Annotated in this window: 17 protein-coding genes; 10 read left to right on the top strand and 7 right to left on the bottom strand. The window is 60.4% G+C overall.

Annotated features, from left to right (window positions below; all coding sequences use genetic code 11):
• Nucleotides 1–52: 52 nt before the first annotated feature.
• Nucleotides 53–1,372 (bottom strand): zinc-ribbon domain-containing protein, encoded by a 1,320-nt coding sequence (locus RTS12_RS01570; RefSeq protein WP_312524818.1) that lies wholly within the window; start codon nucleotides 1,370–1,372, stop codon nucleotides 53–55.
• A gap of 133 nt (nucleotides 1,373–1,505) precedes the next feature.
• Between RTS12_RS01570 and RTS12_RS01575 the strand changes: the two genes are divergently transcribed.
• The 6 genes from RTS12_RS01575 (at nucleotide 1,506) to RTS12_RS01600 (ending at nucleotide 6,377) form a co-directional block, all read left to right on the top strand.
• Nucleotides 1,506–2,180, top strand: a complete 675-nt coding sequence (locus RTS12_RS01575) for a cell division ATP-binding protein FtsE (protein WP_312524820.1) — start codon at nucleotides 1,506–1,508, stop codon at nucleotides 2,178–2,180.
• A 71-nt stretch (nucleotides 2,181–2,251) separates the two neighbouring features.
• Nucleotides 2,252–3,124 (top strand): cell division protein FtsX, encoded by an 873-nt coding sequence (locus RTS12_RS01580; RefSeq protein WP_312524880.1) that lies wholly within the window; start codon nucleotides 2,252–2,254, stop codon nucleotides 3,122–3,124.
• The gene (locus RTS12_RS01585; protein WP_312524822.1) at nucleotides 3,124–3,891 is read left to right on the top strand and encodes a lysophospholipid acyltransferase family protein; all 768 of its coding nucleotides are present in this window, start codon (nucleotides 3,124–3,126) and stop codon (nucleotides 3,889–3,891) included. The genes RTS12_RS01580 and RTS12_RS01585 overlap by 1 nt, the downstream gene beginning before the upstream one ends.
• Complete coding sequence (locus RTS12_RS01590) at nucleotides 3,888–4,490, top strand: pyridoxamine 5'-phosphate oxidase family protein (protein WP_312524824.1); 603 nt, start codon at nucleotides 3,888–3,890, stop codon at nucleotides 4,488–4,490. Before RTS12_RS01585 ends, RTS12_RS01590 begins: the two co-directional genes overlap by 4 nt.
• 205 nt (nucleotides 4,491–4,695) lie before the next feature.
• Complete coding sequence (locus RTS12_RS01595; RefSeq protein WP_312524825.1) at nucleotides 4,696–5,619, top strand: ABC transporter ATP-binding protein; 924 nt, start codon at nucleotides 4,696–4,698, stop codon at nucleotides 5,617–5,619.
• On the top strand, nucleotides 5,616–6,377 hold the full coding sequence (locus RTS12_RS01600; protein WP_312524826.1) for an ABC transporter permease: 762 nt from the start codon (nucleotides 5,616–5,618) through the stop codon (nucleotides 6,375–6,377). Before RTS12_RS01595 ends, RTS12_RS01600 begins: the two co-directional genes overlap by 4 nt.
• Nucleotides 6,378–6,521: 144 nt before the next feature.
• Here RTS12_RS01600 and RTS12_RS01605 read toward each other — a convergent pair whose 3' ends face one another.
• Entirely contained in the window at nucleotides 6,522–7,025 is a 504-nt protein-coding gene (locus tag RTS12_RS01605; RefSeq protein ID WP_312524827.1) for a hypothetical protein, read from the bottom strand.
• A gap of 103 nt (nucleotides 7,026–7,128) precedes the next feature.
• On the opposite strand from RTS12_RS01605, the gene rimO reads away from it, so the two are divergent.
• The gene (rimO, locus tag RTS12_RS01610) at nucleotides 7,129–8,508 is read left to right on the top strand and encodes a 30S ribosomal protein S12 methylthiotransferase RimO (protein WP_312524828.1); all 1,380 of its coding nucleotides are present in this window, start codon (nucleotides 7,129–7,131) and stop codon (nucleotides 8,506–8,508) included.
• A gap of 104 nt (nucleotides 8,509–8,612) precedes the next feature.
• Here rimO and RTS12_RS01615 read toward each other — a convergent pair whose 3' ends face one another.
• Complete coding sequence (locus RTS12_RS01615) at nucleotides 8,613–9,485, bottom strand: hypothetical protein (RefSeq protein ID WP_312524831.1); 873 nt, start codon at nucleotides 9,483–9,485, stop codon at nucleotides 8,613–8,615.
• A gap of 238 nt (nucleotides 9,486–9,723) precedes the next feature.
• On the opposite strand from RTS12_RS01615, the gene RTS12_RS01620 reads away from it, so the two are divergent.
• Complete coding sequence (locus tag RTS12_RS01620; protein WP_312524833.1) at nucleotides 9,724–10,581, top strand: sulfotransferase; 858 nt, start codon at nucleotides 9,724–9,726, stop codon at nucleotides 10,579–10,581.
• 74 nt (nucleotides 10,582–10,655) lie between these two features.
• On the top strand, nucleotides 10,656–12,311 hold the full coding sequence (gene ettA / locus RTS12_RS01625; protein WP_312524834.1) for an energy-dependent translational throttle protein EttA: 1,656 nt from the start codon (nucleotides 10,656–10,658) through the stop codon (nucleotides 12,309–12,311).
• A 76-nt stretch (nucleotides 12,312–12,387) separates the two neighbouring features.
• Here ettA and RTS12_RS01630 read toward each other — a convergent pair whose 3' ends face one another.
• The 3 genes from RTS12_RS01630 to RTS12_RS01640 all read right to left on the bottom strand — a co-directional run bounded on the left by RTS12_RS01630 (nucleotide 12,388) and on the right by RTS12_RS01640 (nucleotide 15,344).
• A complete protein-coding gene (locus tag RTS12_RS01630) occupies nucleotides 12,388–12,777 on the bottom strand; it encodes a DUF305 domain-containing protein (RefSeq protein ID WP_312524835.1) in 390 nt (129 codons plus the stop codon).
• A 72-nt stretch (nucleotides 12,778–12,849) separates the two neighbouring features.
• Nucleotides 12,850–13,278 (bottom strand): hypothetical protein, encoded by a 429-nt coding sequence (locus RTS12_RS01635; protein ID WP_312524837.1) that lies wholly within the window; start codon nucleotides 13,276–13,278, stop codon nucleotides 12,850–12,852.
• A 185-nt stretch (nucleotides 13,279–13,463) separates the two neighbouring features.
• Entirely contained in the window at nucleotides 13,464–15,344 is a 1,881-nt protein-coding gene (locus RTS12_RS01640; protein WP_312524839.1) for an acyl-CoA synthetase, read from the bottom strand.
• Nucleotides 15,345–15,879: 535 nt separating this feature from the next.
• Between RTS12_RS01640 and RTS12_RS01645 the strand changes: the two genes are divergently transcribed.
• Complete coding sequence (locus tag RTS12_RS01645) at nucleotides 15,880–16,419, top strand: CAP domain-containing protein (protein WP_312524840.1); 540 nt, start codon at nucleotides 15,880–15,882, stop codon at nucleotides 16,417–16,419.
• A 152-nt stretch (nucleotides 16,420–16,571) separates the two neighbouring features.
• On the opposite strand, the gene RTS12_RS01650 is transcribed toward RTS12_RS01645, so the two are convergent.
• A complete protein-coding gene (locus RTS12_RS01650; protein WP_312524841.1) occupies nucleotides 16,572–18,380 on the bottom strand; it encodes an ABC transporter transmembrane domain-containing protein in 1,809 nt (602 codons plus the stop codon).
• Nucleotides 18,381–18,426 lie beyond the last annotated feature (46 nt).

An 18,426-nucleotide genomic window follows, 5' to 3' on the forward strand; every position in this document is an offset into this window, starting at 1 on the left:
CGAGGCTTTGGTTGCGCCCCGGCTTGGGGCGCAATCGCATTCTTTGGCGTCTTTAGTCGCGGCCCAGAAGCTGGTTGGCCTCTTGCAGCAGCCAGTGACGCGCCTGATCCACCTCAAGGCGCCATGACATCATTTGCGCGCCGATCTCTCCTTGTCCGGCCAAGCGGGGTGCCAGCGCATAAAGCGCCAGGGCCAGAACCGCCAACATCAGAGCAAGGCCAAATCCGGTGCGATAGCCCGCAGGAGCCTTGGCCGCGCTAGGGGCGATCTTGGCGGGAAGATGCGCAACCTCGGTCGATACAAGGGCTGAGGGCTTGGCGGCCGCCGGTGTAGACGGCGACGCGGCCGGGGTCTCGGGCGCGGCGACCGGATCGCTGGTCGGCTTGGCCGCGCTTGTCGGATGGGCGGGGCTTGCGGTCAGGTTCGGGTCGACCGGGTCCAGCGGCTTGTCCCCATCGATACCCGCGTCGAGGGGCGCGGTGCCCTCTGTCTTGGGCTGAGTCCCATCCGATGCGGCGTCCACAGGCAGGGCGGATGCTGGCGTAACCGTGTCGCGCGGGTCCGGTGGGGCCGATGGGGCCGAAGGGGCGTGATCGACCGTCTCGGGCGCCGCATCGCCTGGCAAAGACAGCGCGTCATCGCCACGCACCTCTGGTTCGTCATAAAATCCGGCTGATGTGGAGCCGGGTGCAAGCGGCTCATCCAACTGTGACGCTGCTAGTGATTCTGCTTCTAGATCGGTCTCGGTCTGGGGCTCGGGGGTGGGCTCAGCCTCGGGCACGGGCTGCGGTGAATGCAGCGTTGCTGCCAGCTTTTCGGCATCCGGCAAGACCAGTGGCGGGACTTCGTAACGGGGCTTGGGTGCTGGCTGATTCTGTGCCGGGGCGGCGGTGACGGGCTGAAGGTCGTTCAGCTCGGCCACGGTTGTTGCGGGCCAATCGATGATCGGTATGTCAAAGGGGGGAATGGTCCGCCCCAGGCCTTGCGCCCAGACATCGCCCTGATCCTTGCCCCGATCAGAGAGCGGATCCGAGACAAAGGCGGCGGCATCGGTCACTTCTTTGCGAGTGTCGCGGCCCACCTCGGCGGCCAGATCCCCCAGACCCGGGCGCGGATCCGAACCCTGACGTTCGATGTCGCGGTTGCGCAGCTCGCGGCTGGCCTCGTCGCGCAGGATTGAAAGGACAGAATCGCTGAGCGGACGGCTCAGAACCGGCTTGGCCTCGGGGCCAACCGGGTTGGGGTTTTGCGGCTCTTTGGGCTGAAACCACACCTGTCCGCATGCCGAACATTCGACATCACGCCCCAGGGCCGGCACCAAGGTGCCGTCGATTTCATATTGAGCGTCGCAGTTTGGGCAAATCAGCCGCATTCTGTCTCTTTCCGTTTCGTAAAAACGCGCAGGAATCCATCATCATGGTTTCTCTGCCGTCTCGCATTCGCCGCAGACCTGTTCTATCAAGCGTGAACCCCCGCGCCAAGAAGCAGGGGAAAAGGAGGTTCACGTGATCGAAATGCAGGGCGTGTCATTTGGGTATCACAGCGGCGAGGACCTGCTGTCTGACGTGACACTGAGCCTGCAACCGGGCTCGTTCTACTTTCTGACCGGGCCGTCAGGTTCGGGCAAGACCACATTTTTGCGGCTATGCTATGCCGATCTTTTGCCGACCAAAGGGCTGCTGACGGCCTTTGATCAGGATGTCACCAGCTTTGGCCGTGATGGCATTGCCGCTTTGCGACGCCGCGTGGGCGTTGTGCACCAAGATCCGCAATTTCTGGACCACCTGCCGGTTGCAGAAAATGTCGCCCTGCCGTTGACCGTTTCCGGTCAGCCCATCGATATGCAGGAATTGCGCCAATTGCTGGTCTGGGTTCAGATGACCAGCCATGCACGCGCCATGCCTCCCGAGCTGTCGGGCGGCGAGCGTCAGCGCGCGGCGCTGGCCCGGGCCGTGATCTTGTCGCCCGATCTGATTTTGGCGGATGAGCCGACGGGCAACCTGGATTGGGACATGTCGATGCGGCTGCTTCAGCTTTTGGTCGAGCTGAACCGCTCGGGCAAATCGGTGCTGATTGCGACCCATGACCTGAACCTGATCCGCGCCGCCAAAACGATGGTCTCGGCGCGTGTTTTGCGGATTGCCGGAAAATCGCTGCAACTGGCAGGAGCGGACCTGTGAGAAAACCCGAGCTGAAACTTCGCAAAGCCGATCTGAAATCGCTGGATCTGGCTGCCCTGTGGCGCGGTCTGATGCGCTCGGATGGCGGGATCGCTGACCGGGTCGTGCCGCCGACGGGTTTTACCGCGCAGCTGACGCTGTTTTCCGCCGGGGCGATGGCCTTTTTGGCGGTTTTTGCCCTGGCGCTGGCCTTGGCAACGGGGCGGCTGGCCGAACGCTGGTCGGAATCGCTGGCGCAGACCGTCACCATCCGCGTTTCCGCCCCCGCCGATCAGATCGAGCAGCAGACCGCTGCGGTGCTGGAGGTGCTCAAGGCCACGCCTGGCGTTGCGGCTTCGCAAGTCGTCAGCGACGAAGAGGTCGAAAAGCTGCTAGAGCCGTGGTTCGGCCCGGATGTTCCGGTTGATGCGCTGCCCGTGCCCAAGCTGATCGAGGTCAGTCAGACCCGAGAATTTGATTCCCAAGCCCTGCAATTGCGCCTGCAAGCCGAGGCCCCCGGCGCGGTGGTCGATGATCACACCCGTTGGCGTCAGCCGCTTGTCAGTGCGGCATGGCGCTTGAAAGTGTTGGGCATTTTCTCACTGGTTCTGATTGCGGCGACTTCGGGGGCCATGATCACGCTTGCGGCCAAGGCGGCACTTGCGGCCAATGGTCAGGTCATTCGGGTGCTGCGCCTGATCGGGGCCCGCGACATCACGATCGCCACGGCCTTTGTGCGCCGCTTTACCCGCCGCGCGGCCCTTGGTGCGGCAGCAGGCACGGCGCTTGGTGTGGTGGCGATGCTGCTTTTGCCGGGCGTTGATCAGGCTGGCGGCTTTTTGACCGGGCTTGGTTTTCAAGGCTGGAGCTGGATCTTACCCCTGCTGATCCCGGCGGTTTGGGCGGGCATCGGCTTCCTGGCCACGCGTTGGGCTGCATTGAAGATCTTGCGCGAGGTGCGGTAATGGCCGCGCCCTATCTGCGCCGCAAACCGGCACCATTGGCGCTGCTGCGCGCGATCCTGTTCTATGTCTGGATTGCCCTGGTCACGCTGGTGATGGGAATTTGCTGGTTTCCGGTGGTCAGCTGCAGCCGAATGGGCATCCATCGGCTGGGTGTGGCCTGGACGGGGCAGATCCTTGCGGCGGCGCGGGTGATCTTGGGCATCAAGGTCGAGATCAGGGGCACGCCGCCCACGGGCGAATGCATCATTGCCTCTAAGCATCAAAGTTTTCTGGATATTCTCGCCATTGCCAATGCCGTGCCGCAATGCGCCTTTATCATGAAGCGCGAGCTGCTGCGTGTGCCGATCATGGGCTATTACGCGCGCAAGGCGGGCTGCATTCCCATCGATCGCGCCAAAGGCTCTGAGGCGATGAAGAAAATCTCGGCAGAAATCGAGACAGCGCGTGCCCGTCCCGAGGGTTTGGGCCAGCTGATCATCTATCCCGAGGGGACGCGCACCCCGCCCGGCGAGAAGCGTAAATACAAATATGGCGTGGCCTCGATCCGGCAGGTCACGGGCCTGCCTGTGGTGCCCGTCGCGGTCAATTGCGGCCTCTTTTGGCCCAAAAAGGGCTTTCCCTTTTATCGCGGCACCTCGGTCATCTCATTTTTGCCGGTCATCGGACCCGAGGAAAATCACACTTCCTTCATGGAAAAGCTTTACAATCAGATCGAGGATGCCAGCGATCAGCTGCTGGCCGAAGCTGGGGGCACGCAGGAACCATGAAGTGGCTGACAAGCGAAGATTTGACGGAAATCTATGGTACTCCCGGTCCGGCCTCGCTTGATAAAGTCACCGATCATGTCACCCCTGATTATGGCAAGATGCTGGCGGCCTCGCGGTTTTGCGTGCTTGCGACCTTTGGGCCGCGCAGCGTCGATGCCAGCCCGCGTGGCGATGATGGCCCCGTCGCACGTCTGCTGGACCCAAAGCATATCGCGTTGCCCGATTGGCGCGGCAATGACCGGATCGACAGCATTCGCAATATCGTCGCGGATGGTCGTGCCAGCCTGATGTTTCTGATCCGCGGCTCGGGCAGCGTGCTGCGGGTGCGGGGGCTGGCGCGCGTGACAGATGATGCCACGCTTTGCGCAAGTTTTGAACGCGAGGGCAAATTGCCGCGTTGCGTCATCGTGCTGCAAGTGGCCGAGGTTTATTTCCAATGTGCGCGGGCAGTGATGCGCGCGGGTTTGTGGTCAGGGGCACAGGATCAGCACGGATTGCCCAGTCCTGGTCAAATCCTGGATGCCATCGGCCGCGATGATTTCGACGGCGCGGCCTATGATGCGGCCTGGCCCGCGCGGGCCGCCAAGACAATGTGGTGACAGGGAAAAGAGCGGGGCCGCTTGGTCCGCTGCGTCCCGTCTGATATGCTGCGGCCAGACTGATATGTTGCCAAAGCCAGAGCTTATCACCTTGGGATCATCTTGGGCGAAGCGGGCCAATGCTGTAACGGTTGCCGCAGATTACCTTGCTGCGCGCCCGGCTTAGGGCTATCTAGCTAGACCCAGACGCAGAGTAGGGCGGATCATGTCCCCAATCATTGAAGTCGACCATCTCACCAAGCGTTATGACAGTGGCACGCATGCGCTGGATGATGTGACGCTGAACATCGAGCAAGGCGAAATCCTTGCCCTTCTTGGACCAAATGGTGCGGGCAAAACCACGCTCATCTCGACTATCTGCGGGCTGGTCTCGCCCAGCTCGGGCACCGTGCGCGTCGGTGGGCACGACATTCGCACCAATTGGCGCGCCGCGCGCCGCCTGATCGGTCTGGTGCCGCAGGAAATCGCGCTTGAGCCGTTCGAAAAGGTCATCGATTGCGTCCGCTTTACCCGCGGCCTTTACGGTGAAGGCCCCGATGATGCCTATATCGAGGAAGTGCTGCGCAGCCTTGCGCTGTGGGACAAACGCCACGCCCGCACGCGCGAGCTTTCTGGGGGCATGAAGCGGCGCGTGCTGATCGCCAAAGCCTTGGCCCATCGCCCCAAGGTGCTGTTTCTGGATGAGCCGACCGCCGGCGTCGATGTCGCTTTGCGCCGCGAAATGTGGACGGTCGTTGATGATTTGCGCAAGCGCGGCGTCACCATCATCCTGACCACCCATTACCTTGAAGAAGCCGAGGAAATGGCTGATCGGATCGGCGTGATCAACAAGGGCCGCCTGCTTTTGGTCAAGCCCAAGGACGAATTGATGGGTGAATTTGGCAAAAAGCACCTGTCGGTCGATCTTTACGCACCGCTGGCGGCTTTGCCCGATGGCCTGCCCGAGGGGCTGATTTTGTCGCCAGACGGCATGAGCATCGGCTTTGATTATGACACCCGCGCCGAGCGTACGGGGATTGCGCGCCTTCTGGCGGGGCTTGCCGCGCAGGGGATTGCGGTCCGCGATCTGGGCACGAAACAATCGTCGCTCGAAGAGGTCTTTATGGCGCTGCTGGAGAATGCAGAATGAACTGGCATGCGGTTCGCGCGATATATGCGCATGAAATGACGCGGTTTTTCCGCACGATCTGGCAATCCGTTGCCTCGCCTGTTTTGTCGACGGTGCTGTATTTCGTCGTCTTTGGCGCGGCGATTGGCGGGCGGATCCAACAGGTGGAAGGCGTGGCCTATGGCGCGTTCATCGTGCCGGGGCTGATGATGCTGACCGTGTTGCAGCAATCGGTGTCCAATGCCAGTTTCGGCATTTATTTCCCGAAATTCTCGGGGACGATCTATGAATATCTGGTCGCCCCGGCGGGCTGGATCGAGGTCACGGCGGGTTTTGTCGGCGCTGCGGCCTCTAAGGCAGTGCTGATTGCCTTGATCATTTTGCTTACCAGCTTCTGGTTTAACGGCGTCCATATTGCCCATCCGGTCTGGATGCTGGTCTTTCTGGTGCTGACGGCGATCAGCTTTTCGCTGCTGGGCTTTATCATCGGGCTTTGGGCCAAGAATTTCGAGCAGTTGCAGATTGTGCCGATGATGGTCATCACGCCGCTGACCTTTTTGGGCGGGGCGTTTTATTCGGCCTCGATGCTGCCCCCGTTCTGGGAGGGCGTGGCCAAGCTGAACCCGGTGCTTTACCTGATCTCGGGCTTTCGCTGGTCGTTCTTCGGGCTTGCAGATGTGCCGGTCAAAGTGTCGCTGATCGCAGTGACGATCATGCTGGTGATCTGCCTGTTCGCCATTCGCTGGATCTTTCAAACCGGCTGGCGCCTGCGCGAATAAAGCGGCGCAATCTGCCCGGCCGCAGGGTCTTTTGCGACTGGGCTGGATGTCACGGCAGTGCGGCGCGACACGATGCGTTGAAACCGCAGGGCGCGAAACCTTGCGGTGACATCATCGGGCGCAGCGCCGCCCGACGGGGTCTGCCTATTTGCAGATGCGGGTTTGCGGGTCGAGCCGGACATATTCCTTGGCCGAGATTTTTTCGATCTTCAGCTGATGCTTCCACGTGTCATTCCAGCGCGCCAAGATCCCGTTGCGATAGTAACGGGCCATGATCTCATCGACACCCGGCGGGATATAGGTCGTGTTGGGAATGCGGGGGGCGTGAAAGCCTATGGTGGCATTCGGGCCCAGGCAGGCATTGGGCATGGTGATGAACAAGGTGCAGGCCGAGCCGCAATAGCCCCTGATCTCGACCGGGCCGCCCCAGCGTTCAAGCTGCTGGCGGCGCTGGATCGCGCGCATGACATTGCCGCCCTTATTGTCACGGATCACCACGGTTTCGCTTTTGCTGGCGGGGGGGCGCTCGATCTGGCCCAGGTTGTTTCGCGGCGCCTCGATCTGCGGTGCCTGATTGGACACGCAAGATACGGTCAGCAACAACATGGCCAGCGCAGCCAGACGGAGGGGGGGCAAATGCATCTTCATAGGCGCAGATTGACCTGTCGCGGATGGGTTGAAAAGCCACGATCCTGCGAGCAACGCCACGCTTCTTCTTGCCAAGCGCTCTTGCTGCGCTATATGCGCGGACATGAGCGCCAATCCCCCGATTATCAACCCGCCGAATCTCCGCCCCGATCTTGCCAAGGCCGCCATCCCTGATGAGCGCCGGGCAGGCCAGCCGACGATCGGCATGGTCTCGCTTGGCTGCCCCAAGGCGCTGGTCGACAGCGAGCGTATTCTGACGCGCCTTCGCGCCGAAGGTTACGCCATCAGCCCCGATTACCGGGGCGCTGAGGCGGTTATCGTCAATACCTGTGGCTTTCTGGACAGCGCCAAGGCCGAAAGCCTTGAAGCCATCGGCGAGGCGCTGGCCGAGAATGGCAAGGTCATCGTGACCGGCTGTCTGGGCGCCGAGCCTGAATTCATTACCGGGGTCCATCCTTCGGTTCTGGCCGTGACCGGGCCTCAGCAATATGAGCAGGTTTTGGATGCGGTGCATGGTGCCGTGCCGCCAGCGCCCAATCCGTTCATCGATCTGCTGCCGGCTTCGGGTGTCAAGCTGACCCCGCGCCATTACAGCTATCTGAAGATCTCCGAGGGCTGCAATCACGCCTGCAAATTCTGCATCATTCCTGACATGCGGGGCAAATTGGTCAGCCGTCCGGCCCATGCCGTCATCCGCGAGGCGGAAAAGCTGGTCGAGGCAGGGGTCAAAGAGCTGCTGGTGATCAGCCAGGACACTTCGGCCTATGGCTTGGACCGCAAATATGCCGAAGAGCGGGGCCATCGCGCGCATATCACCGACCTTGCCCGCGATCTGGGCTCGCTCGGGGCCTGGGTGCGGCTGCATTATGTCTATCCCTATCCCCATGTGCGCGATCTGATCCCGCTGATGGCAGATGGGTTGATCCTGCCCTATCTGGATATTCCCTTTCAGCACGCCCATCGCGATGTCCTTAAGCGGATGGCGCGCCCCGCTGCCAGCGCCAAGACCCTGGACGAGATTGCGGCATGGCGCGACATTTGCCCCGATATCACCATGCGCTCGACCTTTATCGTCGGCTATCCCGGCGAGACCGAGGAAGAATTCCAGTATCTGCTGGATTGGATGGATGAGGCGCAGCTGGATCGCGTTGGCTGTTTCCAATACGAAAACGTCAAAGGTGCGCGTGCCAACCTGCTGCCCGACCACGTTCCGGCCGAGGTCAAGCAAGAGCGCTTTGAGCGTTTCATGGAAAAGGCCCAAGCCATTTCCGAGGCCAAACTGGCGGCCAAAGTCGGCACATGTCTGGATGTCATCGTCGATAGTATCGACGAAGATGGCGCGACCTGCCGTACCAAGGCCGATGCCCCCGAGATCGACGGCAACCTTTATATCGATGAAGGTTTCGAGCATCTCTCGCCGGGCGATATCGTCTCGGTGACGGTGGATGAGGCTGGCGAATACGATCTTTGGGGCAAGCTCTAACGACGATTTGGCCAAGGCCCGGCGGGCAATCCGCCCCTTGCAGACCAATCACCATAAAGGCCAGCCGTCAGGGCTGGCCTTTATGCGTTTCTGGCCGGGCCCCGTTATTCGCAGCTGGCCAGGATGCGCAGGATTTCCTCGGATTGCTTGCGGAAATGATCCATATTGCGCTTCATCGAGGCGTTCAAAAGCGCGCGGCTGCTGTCCAGGCTGCTTTTGATTTCCAGGCGCCGGTTAAAGACCCCCTCGACCTCGCGGTTATAGCTTGAGATCGCCTTGGCAAGCCCGGCCACCGCGCTGACCTTGCCCAGCTTGGCCTTATCGGCCCCCGGCGCTTCGGCCAGGGTATCGGCGGTGCGCTGAACCAGTCCGGCTGCGGCCTCGACCCCGGCTTCGGCGGTGCGCCGACCCGATGCCGGGCTGCCCTGAGCGGCGATGATATTGTCCAGATTGCCCCAACCCGTCAGGGCCAGATCCGCCGTGCCCTTGGCATAAGCCCCGCCCGCACCAGAGGCTTTGGTATGGGTCAGAATGCGCGATGCGGCTGTGCGCAGCGCATCTTTGGTCGAGCCGCCCCCCTGAACCACGTTGAACCCAATGCCGATTGCATCGCTGGTGGTCTGCGTGGCATCGGAAATCGCCCGGCCCAGATCGCCCTCGGCATGACCGCCAATCGACATCAGGCTGGCAGCCATATCAAGGCTGGCAAGCGAGGTTTTGTGAATAAAGTCAACGGCCAGCCAGATCCGCCCCTCTCGATCCAGGCTGTTCAATTCGTTCATGCTGGCGCGATATTCACCCTCGGCGGCTGCCATCAGGCGACGTATGTTTTCCAGCCGCATGCGCGCATCGGTGCATTGGCTGCTGGAAAGAACACGATATTGCCGCATCATCGCATGGCTGCTCATCGGACGTTTGGTGGTTGTGGGGGCGGTTGGCTGTGCAGTGGTCCCGCGGGACGGGGCAGAGCTTGACATAGTTTACCTCATGCGGCGGATGCGGCGTTGCAGCGGCGGGATGAAAGGCCAGCCCAAGCATTCGGGCCATAGTTCCCGTGGACAAATTAGATCTTTGAGAATCGGCTGTCCACGCCACTGCGGTTGTTTTTGCGCTTGGGCGGTTCAGGCGAATTTGCATTTGACAGATCAAGGCCTTTTCCCTGAGCTTGGCCTGCCCTAGACAGGTCCGTGACAGGATTGGGCTTGGGGTTCGGGCATGAAGTGGGATAGCAACGGCAAACCGAAAAAGCCGACCATCGTCGGGATCGGGGCGCAAAAGGCGGGCACGACCTGGCTGAGTCAGATCCTGGGCCAGCACCCCGAGGTCTGGACGCCGCCGCTGAAAGAAATCCAGTATTTCAATTACCACCACATCCAAGAACATCGCAGCTGGCTGCCGTGGCATTTCCGCCGTGGCAAGATCAACATCGAAAAGCGCTACACCGCGCGCGGCGAGGTGATGCCAGATCATATCCGTGACTATCTGCATCAGATCACATCCGAGCCGATGTTCACGCAAGACTGGTATCAGCAGGTGTTCGCCCCCGCGCCGCAGGGGACGCAACCGATGGAAATCACGCCAGAATACTCGACGCTTTCACCCGAAGGCGTCAATCATGTCGCCGATTTCCTGCCGCAAACCAAGTTCATCTACATCATTCGCCACCCCGTGGATCGCGCCGTCTCGCAGATGAAGATGAATATCACCCGCGCGGGACGCAAACCCGTGACGGTGGATGATTGGCTGCGCGAGGTCGAAGATCCCGTCCTGCTGGATCGGGGCGATTACCTGACCTATGTGCCGCGCTGGGATGCGCAGTTCGACTTTGACCGCCTGCTGTACCTGCCTTTTGGCGCGATCAAGCATAACCCCGAGGGCTTCATGGAGCTGATCGAGGAGTTTTTGGGTCTTGGCGCCTATGAATATACCGGCCTGCGCAGCAAGGTTTTTGCCGCCAATGCCGCGCTTTCGGTTCCCGCCGAGGCGCGCGCTGCGCTGCGCGAGAAGCTGGAACCGCAGTTTGCCTTTCTGGATGCGCGTTTTGGCAAGGAATTCACCACGCAGATGCGCTGAAGCACGCCAGCTTCTTCCCCTTTCCCGCTGCATCGCCTAAATAGTCAGCCAACTTCAGCCAAAGGGGAAAGATCATGGCCTCCTACCAGTTTGTCTATCACATGGACGGGGTGTCCAAGACCTATCCGGGTGGAAAAAAGACTTTTGAAAACATTCATCTGAACTTCCTTCCGGGGGTCAAGATCGGTGTGGTCGGTGTCAACGGTGCCGGTAAGTCGACGCTGCTGCGCATCATGGCGGGTATCGACAAGGATTTCACCGGCGAGGCTTGGGCCGCAAAGGGCGCAACCGTCGGCTATTTGCCGCAAGAGCCGCAGCTTGACCCGCAATTGAACGTGCGCGGCAACGTGATGGAAGGCGTCAAGGCCAAGCAGGCCAAGCTGGATCGTTACAACGAACTGGCGATGAACTATTCGGACGAGACCGCCGATGAAATGGCGAAGCTGCAAGATGAGATCGATGCCGAGAACCTTTGGGATCTCGACAGCCAGATCGATGTCGCCATGGAAGCTTTGCGCTGCCCGCCCGATGATGCCGATGTCGAAACCCTTTCGGGTGGTGAGCGTCGCCGCGTCGCGCTGTGCAAGCTGTTGCTTGAACAGCCTGATATGCTGCTTTTGGACGAACCGACCAACCACTTGGACGCGGAAACCATTGCTTGGCTGCAAAAGCACCTGATCGAATATCCCGGCACGATCCTGACCGTGACCCACGACCGCTACTTCCTGGACGAGATCACCAGCTGGATCCTTGAACTCGATCGCGGTCGCGGCATTCCCTATGAGGGGAATTACTCGAACTGGCTGGAGCAAAAGGCAAAACGTCTGGCTCAGGACGCGCGCGAAGATAAAGCCAAGCAAAAGACCCTTGAGCGCGAGCTGGAGTGGATCCGCGCCGGCGCCAAGGCCCGTCAGGCCAAGCAAAAAGCCCGTATCAACGCCTATAACGAACTGGCTGGCCAGTCCGAGCGTGAAAAGCTGGCCAATGCTCAGATCATCATCCCCAACGGCGAACGCCTTGGAAACAAGGTGATCGAGGTCGAGGGCCTGAAAAAGGCGATGGGCGACAAGCTTTTGATCGAGGATCTGACCTTCAGCCTGCCGCCGGGCGGTATTGTTGGCGTGATCGGCCCGAACGGTGCGGGTAAATCTACGCTCTTCAAGATGCTGACGGGCAATGAACAGCCCGATGAAGGCACGATCAGCTATGGCGAAACGGTTCAGTTTTCCTATGTCGATCAGTCGCGCGATGCGCTGGATGCCAATAAGACCGTCTGGGAAGAGATCTCGGGTGGGGCAGAGCTGATCGAACTGGGCGACGCTCAGGTCAACAGCCGCGCTTACTGCTCGTCCTTCAACTTCAAGGGCGGCGATCAGCAAAAGAAGGTCGGCGTGCTTTCGGGTGGTGAACGCAACCGCGTTCACATGGCCAAGCTGTTGAAATCAGGCGGGAACGTCCTGCTGCTTGACGAACCGACCAACGATCTTGACGTTGAAACCCTGCAGGCGCTGGAAGCCGCATTGGAAGATTTCGCGGGCTGTGCTGTCATCATCTCGCACGACCGTTTCTTCCTTGACCGTCTTTGCACCCATATTCTGGCCTTCGAGGGGGATGCCCATGTCGAATGGTTCGAGGGCAACTTCGAGGATTACGAAGCCGATAAAGTCCGTCGTCTGGGCGCGGATTCCATCGAGCCCAAGCGCGTGAAATACAAGAAATTCACCCGCTGATCGCGCGCTTGATCCGATCTTGAGATGAAGAAAGGCGAGGCAAATGCCTCGCCTTTCTTCGTTTTTCGGGGCCAGCTTACTGGGCGGTCTCGACGCCCAGACGCTTGAGCATGGCGTGCATTTGGGCGATTTCCTTTTCCTGCGCATCAATGATCTCTTGGGCCAGCGCGCGGGTTTCCGGGTCGTCGCCCTGTTCCAGCTCGATCTTGGCCATATCCACCGCCGCCTGATGATGCGGGATCATCGAGATCAGGAAATCGGCATCGGCATCGCCCGTTGAGGCCATCTCGCCCATATCAGCCATCATCTTATCCATCGGCACCATGAAATCGGCCATCGGACCGCTTGCTTTGCTGCTGTGATGGGCGCTGTGATCCATCCCGGGCATGGGCTCGGGGGCGTTTTGGGCCAGTGCCGGGGTAACAAAGGCGCAGGCCAGCACCGTCAGAATGATTTTCGTGTTCATTGCTTTGTTCTTTCGCATGTGAGTTGAAGTTCGGGGCCCAAGCGCATGACGGCGATCGGGCGTGAAGACGACTCAGATCCGGGGCGGGCGATACAATGATTGAATGAGGCCAGGCGGCAGATCGCCCAGCACGATTGGCGTATAATTTTCGCGGTGTGGCGTGGCTTGGGCCAGCGACAAGATGATCTGGGGCATGGGGACACAGCAGCCGTGCATCAGGCAGGGCGCACTGCCGGATTGATGCCCGCCAGAGCTGGCAAGATCATGTCCCGCCACCCCTTTGGGGGCTTGGCTGGTTGCCAGATTGGCATCTGTCTGGTCGCCAGGGGCAATGCCGCCGTGATGGCGGGCCTGTGGCTGATGCAGCGGCGATTGCGGACCACTCAAGGGCGTATCCTTGGTGCAACCGGGCATCGCATGGGCCGTAAGGACCAGCATGGCCCAAAGCATCAATACCGATGAAATCATCCGCGCGATGCGCCAAGGGTTCATGCGTGACATGGTCCGATCCAACGTCAGGTCGGGCAATGCTGTCAAGCGCGCCTGGGCTGACAGCCAGTCACAGCCGCTTGATCAGCGCAGATGCGCGGGCGCGTTTCGGGGCCGGATGCGGCAAGCGGGATGAGCGCACCCGCATGCCCAATTCTGGATGCCCGGATTTGTATTCTTGGGCGCGGTGGCTGGGTTTAAGCCCAGTCCCAGGGGCGGGTAAATTCGCCCAGCTTCTGTGCGACCGCTGCATCGTCGGTGGTGGCGCCCCGTTTGATCTTGGCGACAAGGCCGCGCTTTTTGTCTTCGATGACCTCGACAACCTCGGCGCCCGTATCCGCCAAAGCGGCGCTATAGACTCGCTTGATCGCCATGCGGCGCAGGTCGGGCTTAAAGATCTTGCCCACAGCGGTCTTGGGCAGCTCGTCAAGGATTTCGATATATTTCGGCACCGCCGCGCGTTCGCTGATATGGCTTCGCGCATATTCCATCAGGTCCTCGACCGAGGTTTGCGCATCTTTGATCAGTTCGATGTAGCAGCAGGGCAGCTCGCCCGCGAAAGCATCCGGCTGGCCAATTGCGCCCGCAAAAGCGACCGAAGGATGGGTCATCATCGCTTCTTCAATTTCGGCAGGGTCGATATTGTGCCCGCCGCGGATGATCAGATCCTTGGCCCGGCCGGTGATCCACAGATAGCCATCCGCGTCGATCCGGCCCAAATCGCCAGTGCGCAAGAAGCGCCCCTCGGCGAAAAGATCGCGGTTCTTATCGGCTTCGGTATAGGTTGATCCCTCGAAAACGCCGGGATTGGCGATGCAGATCTCGCCGACCTCATCAGTGCCGCAGTCCAGATAGCTTCCATCTGTCTTTCGCAAGATGCGCAGATGGGTATAGGGCAGGGCAATCCCGACCGAGCCGACCTTTTTAAGCCCGTCGATCGGGTTGCAACTGACCAGGCAGGTGGCCTCGGTCAGGCCATAGCCTTCGGCCACCTCGACACCCGTGGCGTCGCGAAAGCGGTTATACAGCTCTAGTGGCAGCGGAGCAGAGCCCGAAATGGCAATGCGCAGCGAAGACACATCCGCATTGACCGGTCGCTGTACCATCGCAGCAATGGCCGTGGGGACGGTGATCAGAAAGCTTGCCTGCCAGCGCTCGATCAATTTCCAGAAATTGTCAAAGACGCCTTCGCCGCGATAACCAGCGGGTGTCGGCATGACCATATGCGCGCCCGATGCAACGCAAGACATCAGGATCGGATAGGCCGCAAAGACGTGAAACATCGGCAGCGGACACATCAGCACATGGGTTTCGTCAAAGAGCAGCGTTGCGCCCAGCCAGCCGTTGTAGATCATCCCGGAAAATTTGTGCTGCGCCAGTTTGGGCAGGCCGGTGGTGCCGCCGGTGTGAAAATAAGCGGCGACGCGATCCTCGGGCGGGTTGGGGAATTGCAGGCTGCGGTGGCTATGGGCGCTGACGGCGGCCTCGAAGTTCAGGACGCGCGCCTTATGGGTGATCTCTTGTTTGGGGCGCAAAAAGGGGATCGCCAAGCGTTTGATCCCGGTCAGATAGCGGCGCAGATCCACCTCGAGGACGGTTTCGACATTGGGAGCCAGCGCCACGGCCGCTGCGGCCTTTTGTGCGACATCGCTTTTGGGAAAGGACTTTAGCGTGACCAGAACCTTGGCCTTGGTTTCGCGCAAGATGCCCGCAATCTGTTCGGAATCAAGCAGCGGGTTGATTGGATTGACGATCCCCGCCGTTGCCCCCGCCAGCAAGACGATCGGTGCCTCAAGGCAGTTGGGCAAAAGATAGGCGACCGTATCCTTGGGGCCGATGCCAAGGCTGTGAAAAAGGTTCGCGGTTTCGGTGACGCGCTCGGTCAGCTCGTGCCAGCTTAGGGTTTTTGAGGGGGCATGGGGGTCTGAAAACAGCTGAAAGCTGATGGCAGGGCGGTTGGGAAAGCGCGTGCGCGTGCTTTCCAGCAGATCATAGACGGTTTTGGGCAGCTGCCGATCGGCATAAGGCATCTCGTTTTCGATGCGGTCGCGTGTCGCGACATCTGCAAACTTACGCATGGTCTTTCCCCCCTCGAGACGCTGCCGGTCGTTTTCATCAGCATGGTCTGAAACCCGTTGGCGGAGCAAGTATCGCATCCTTTGGTAAAATGGCAGGGACGCTGCGTCAGCCCCATCGGCGGCCAGGTGATTCGCCCGGACCCAAAAAGCTGCTGCCAGCGGGGGGAATGGCAGCTGCCCGCCGACGGCATAGGGCATAAAAAATGTGAAGAAATATCCTTAAAATGCTGGGAAAATCGGCGAATTTCTGCCGCGCGGAAGTTTTGCTTTAACCTCAAAGACAAGCGGCAATTCGACTGGGTTTGAGATTGGCACTGGCCGAAAAATTGGCGGCAAAAAACTGCTCAATTGTCCAAAAAGTTCAATCCGGGGCTGAGTTCGATATGAATTTGGTGATGGTTCGACGTAGTTTCATTGAAAATACAAACCAAATTCAACTGTTCGACTAGGTATATCGAGCGGTATGCAATTTATAGTTGTACCTGGTGAACATCTGCTTGGGCATGTTTGCTCGCCTTTTTTTGACGGATAAATGATGAAAGTTATGCGCAAGTTTTTTGGCGCAACGCTGGGTGTTTGCGTTGTGCTTTCGGCCGCAGCTGCGGTCGCACAATCCGCTCGGGTCGCTGGCATGGGCGAAACCATGAAGCCCGCAAATCGCGGGGTGGTATGCCTCATGACCTCGGCGGCGGAAAATGCAAATGGCGCGGCGGAAACCAATGCGGTGCGCAGATCAAAGGGCCTAAGCCAACTGCGCCCGGACAAGCGTCTGGCCGAGGCTGCGGCGCGTCACGCCTGTGATATGGCGCAGCGCGATCAGATGACCCATAAGGGCAGCCGCAGCAAAGGGCCTTCGCAGCGCGTGCGCGCGGCTGGCTATAAAATGCAGATCGTGGCGGAAAACATCGGCAAGGGCTTTTCCGAGCCCGAGCAAGTGATGAGTGCCTGGGTCGCGTCGAGCGGACATTTGCAAAATATCCTGCTGCCGCAGGTCCGCGATTTTGGCATTGGCAAAGCCGTCGCCGCTGACGGGCGCACGGTTTACTGGGCGGCGGTTTACGCCGCTGGCAAGTAAGGCTGATCCCCAAGCCAAATGACATCAGGCCCGCGCAAGATCGCCGGGCCTGATGTTTGTTGCTTGTGGTTGACGATGCCGCGTCGGTGACGCTTTGGGGCGGCGGCACCTTGGGTCGGTGGCGCTTTGGCGTGATCCCCCAGACGCCAGCCTTAGCTGTTGTCGCTTGCCTCGTCCTCTAGCGGTGAGCCTGTGGTGAATTGCAGGCGCGCCAGACGCGCATACAGGCCGCCCTGCGCCACCAATTCGTCATGGCGGCCCTGAGCGACGATTTTACCATGTTCGAACACGGCGATGCGGTCGGCCTTTTTCACGGTGGCCAGGCGATGCGCGATGATGATGGTCGTGCGCGTGCGCGACAGATCATCCACGGCGGCCTGAACCAGCCGCTCGGATTCGGCATCCAGCGCGCTGGTTGCCTCGTCCAAAAGCAGGATCGGCGCATCGCGCAGGATGGCGCGAGCGATGGCGATACGCTGTTTTTGGCCGCCCGACAGCATCACGCCACGTTCGCCGACATAGCTGTCATAGCCCTCGGGCAGGGCCATCAGGAAGTCGTGGGCATGGGCTGCGCGGGCTGCGGCTTCGATCTCGGCATCGGTGGCATCGGGGCGGCCAAAGCGGATATTATCGCGCGCCGTGGCGGCAAAGATCACCGGATCCTGGGGCACCAGCGCGATCGCTTTGCGAAAATCGGCGCGGTTCATCTGGCGCAGATCGATCCCATCGATGCGTACACTGCCCGAAAGCGGGTCCCAAAAGCGCTGGATCATCTGGATAACAGTGGTCTTGCCCGCGCCAGATGGGCCGACAAGAGCCACGGTTTCGCCGGGCTGAATGGTCAGCGACACATGATCAAGCGCCGACATGTCGGGCCGCGTGGGATATTGGAACGAGACATCGTCGAATTCGATTTGACCGCGAACCGGGCGGGGCAGGGCCAGGGGCTGGGCAGGATCGGTGATGCTATCCTCGGCCGAAAGCAGCTCGGCCAGTCGCTCGGTCGCGCCGGCGGCGCGTTGCAGCTCGCCCCAGATCTCGGACAAGGCGCCGGCGGCACCTGCAACCAGCACGGCATAGATGACGAACTGCACCAGCTCGCCAATGGTCATGGTGTCGTGGAACACATCGCGCGCCCCGATCCACAAAATTCCCAGCACGCCCGAGAAAATCAAGAAAATCACGATGATCGTCATGATCGAGCGCGTCTGCACCCGCGCGATGGCCGATTCATAGGATTTCTCGGTCACATCCGCGAAATTGCTGCGGGCGATGTTTTCATTGGTAAAGGCCTGCACGGTTTGCGCCGACAGCAGGCTTTCGGATGCCGCACCCGATGAGACCGCGATCCAATCCTGATTCTCGCGAGACAGTTTGCGCAGCCGCCGCCCCATGACCACAATTGGCACGATGACGACCGGGATCAGCAGCAATACCAGCCCACTTAGCTTGGACGAAGTCGCCAGCAGCATCACCATCCCGCCTGTGACCACCATCATGTTGCGCAGCGCGACGGATACTGACGAGCCGATGACCGATTGGATCAGCGTGGTATCGGTGGTGATGCGGCTGATGATCTCGCCGGTCATCACACGCTCGAAAAAGGCGGGGCTCATGCCCATGACGCGGTCAAAGACCGCACGGCGAATATCAGCCACGACCCGCTCACCCAGCCGCGTGACCAAATAATAGCGCGCGCCCGTGCCCACGGCCAACAGCGCAACAATGGCCAGCGCCGCCCCGAAATATTCGTCCAGCAGCCGCGATCCGTCGCCAAAGCCGTCAACCACGCGGCGTACCGCCAAGGGCAGGATCAGGCTGACCGAGGCCGTGACGACAAGCGCGATCAGCGCTGCCGCCAAAAGCAGCTTATAGGGCCGCACGAAGGGCCAGAGTGCTGAAAGCGCGCCAATGCGTTTTGTGGTCGGTCGGTCGGCGATGATTTTTGGCTGGCGGGCCATGCGGTATCCTTTGCAGCTCCGGTCGGTTCCGGCAGCCCCTTTAGGG

This window comes from Paracoccus sp. (in: a-proteobacteria) (assembly GCF_032007265.1).
Lineage (GTDB): Bacteria > Pseudomonadota > Alphaproteobacteria > Rhodobacterales > Rhodobacteraceae > Paracoccus.

What these genes read in the sequence shown, in the direction of transcription:
- RTS12_RS01615 (WP_312524831.1), bottom strand. Translation starts at nt 9,485, where the DNA reads ATGTCAAGCTCTGCCCCGTCCCGCGGGACCACTGCACAGCCAACCGCC.
- RTS12_RS01570 (WP_312524818.1), bottom strand. Translation starts at nt 1,372, where the DNA reads ATGCGGCTGATTTGCCCAAACTGCGACGCTCAATATGAAATCGACGGC.
- RTS12_RS01600 (WP_312524826.1), top strand. Translation starts at nt 5,616, where the DNA reads ATGAACTGGCATGCGGTTCGCGCGATATATGCGCATGAAATGACGCGG.
- RTS12_RS01635 (WP_312524837.1), bottom strand. Translation starts at nt 13,278, where the DNA reads ATGTCACGCATGAACCCTTGGCGCATCGCGCGGATGATTTCATCGGTA.
- RTS12_RS01605 (WP_312524827.1), bottom strand. Translation starts at nt 7,025, where the DNA reads ATGAAGATGCATTTGCCCCCCCTCCGTCTGGCTGCGCTGGCCATGTTG.
- RTS12_RS01590 (WP_312524824.1), top strand. Translation starts at nt 3,888, where the DNA reads ATGAAGTGGCTGACAAGCGAAGATTTGACGGAAATCTATGGTACTCCC.
- RTS12_RS01620 (WP_312524833.1), top strand. Translation starts at nt 9,724, where the DNA reads ATGAAGTGGGATAGCAACGGCAAACCGAAAAAGCCGACCATCGTCGGG.
- RTS12_RS01640 (WP_312524839.1), bottom strand. Translation starts at nt 15,344, where the DNA reads ATGCGTAAGTTTGCAGATGTCGCGACACGCGACCGCATCGAAAACGAG.
- RTS12_RS01595 (WP_312524825.1), top strand. Translation starts at nt 4,696, where the DNA reads ATGTCCCCAATCATTGAAGTCGACCATCTCACCAAGCGTTATGACAGT.
- rimO (WP_312524828.1), top strand. Translation starts at nt 7,129, where the DNA reads ATGAGCGCCAATCCCCCGATTATCAACCCGCCGAATCTCCGCCCCGAT.
- ettA (WP_312524834.1), top strand. Translation starts at nt 10,656, where the DNA reads ATGGCCTCCTACCAGTTTGTCTATCACATGGACGGGGTGTCCAAGACC.
- RTS12_RS01650 (WP_312524841.1), bottom strand. Translation starts at nt 18,380, where the DNA reads ATGGCCCGCCAGCCAAAAATCATCGCCGACCGACCGACCACAAAACGC.
- RTS12_RS01585 (WP_312524822.1), top strand. Translation starts at nt 3,124, where the DNA reads ATGGCCGCGCCCTATCTGCGCCGCAAACCGGCACCATTGGCGCTGCTG.
- RTS12_RS01580 (WP_312524880.1), top strand. Translation starts at nt 2,252, where the DNA reads ATGCGCTCGGATGGCGGGATCGCTGACCGGGTCGTGCCGCCGACGGGT.
- RTS12_RS01630 (WP_312524835.1), bottom strand. Translation starts at nt 12,777, where the DNA reads ATGAACACGAAAATCATTCTGACGGTGCTGGCCTGCGCCTTTGTTACC.
- RTS12_RS01645 (WP_312524840.1), top strand. Translation starts at nt 15,880, where the DNA reads ATGAAAGTTATGCGCAAGTTTTTTGGCGCAACGCTGGGTGTTTGCGTT.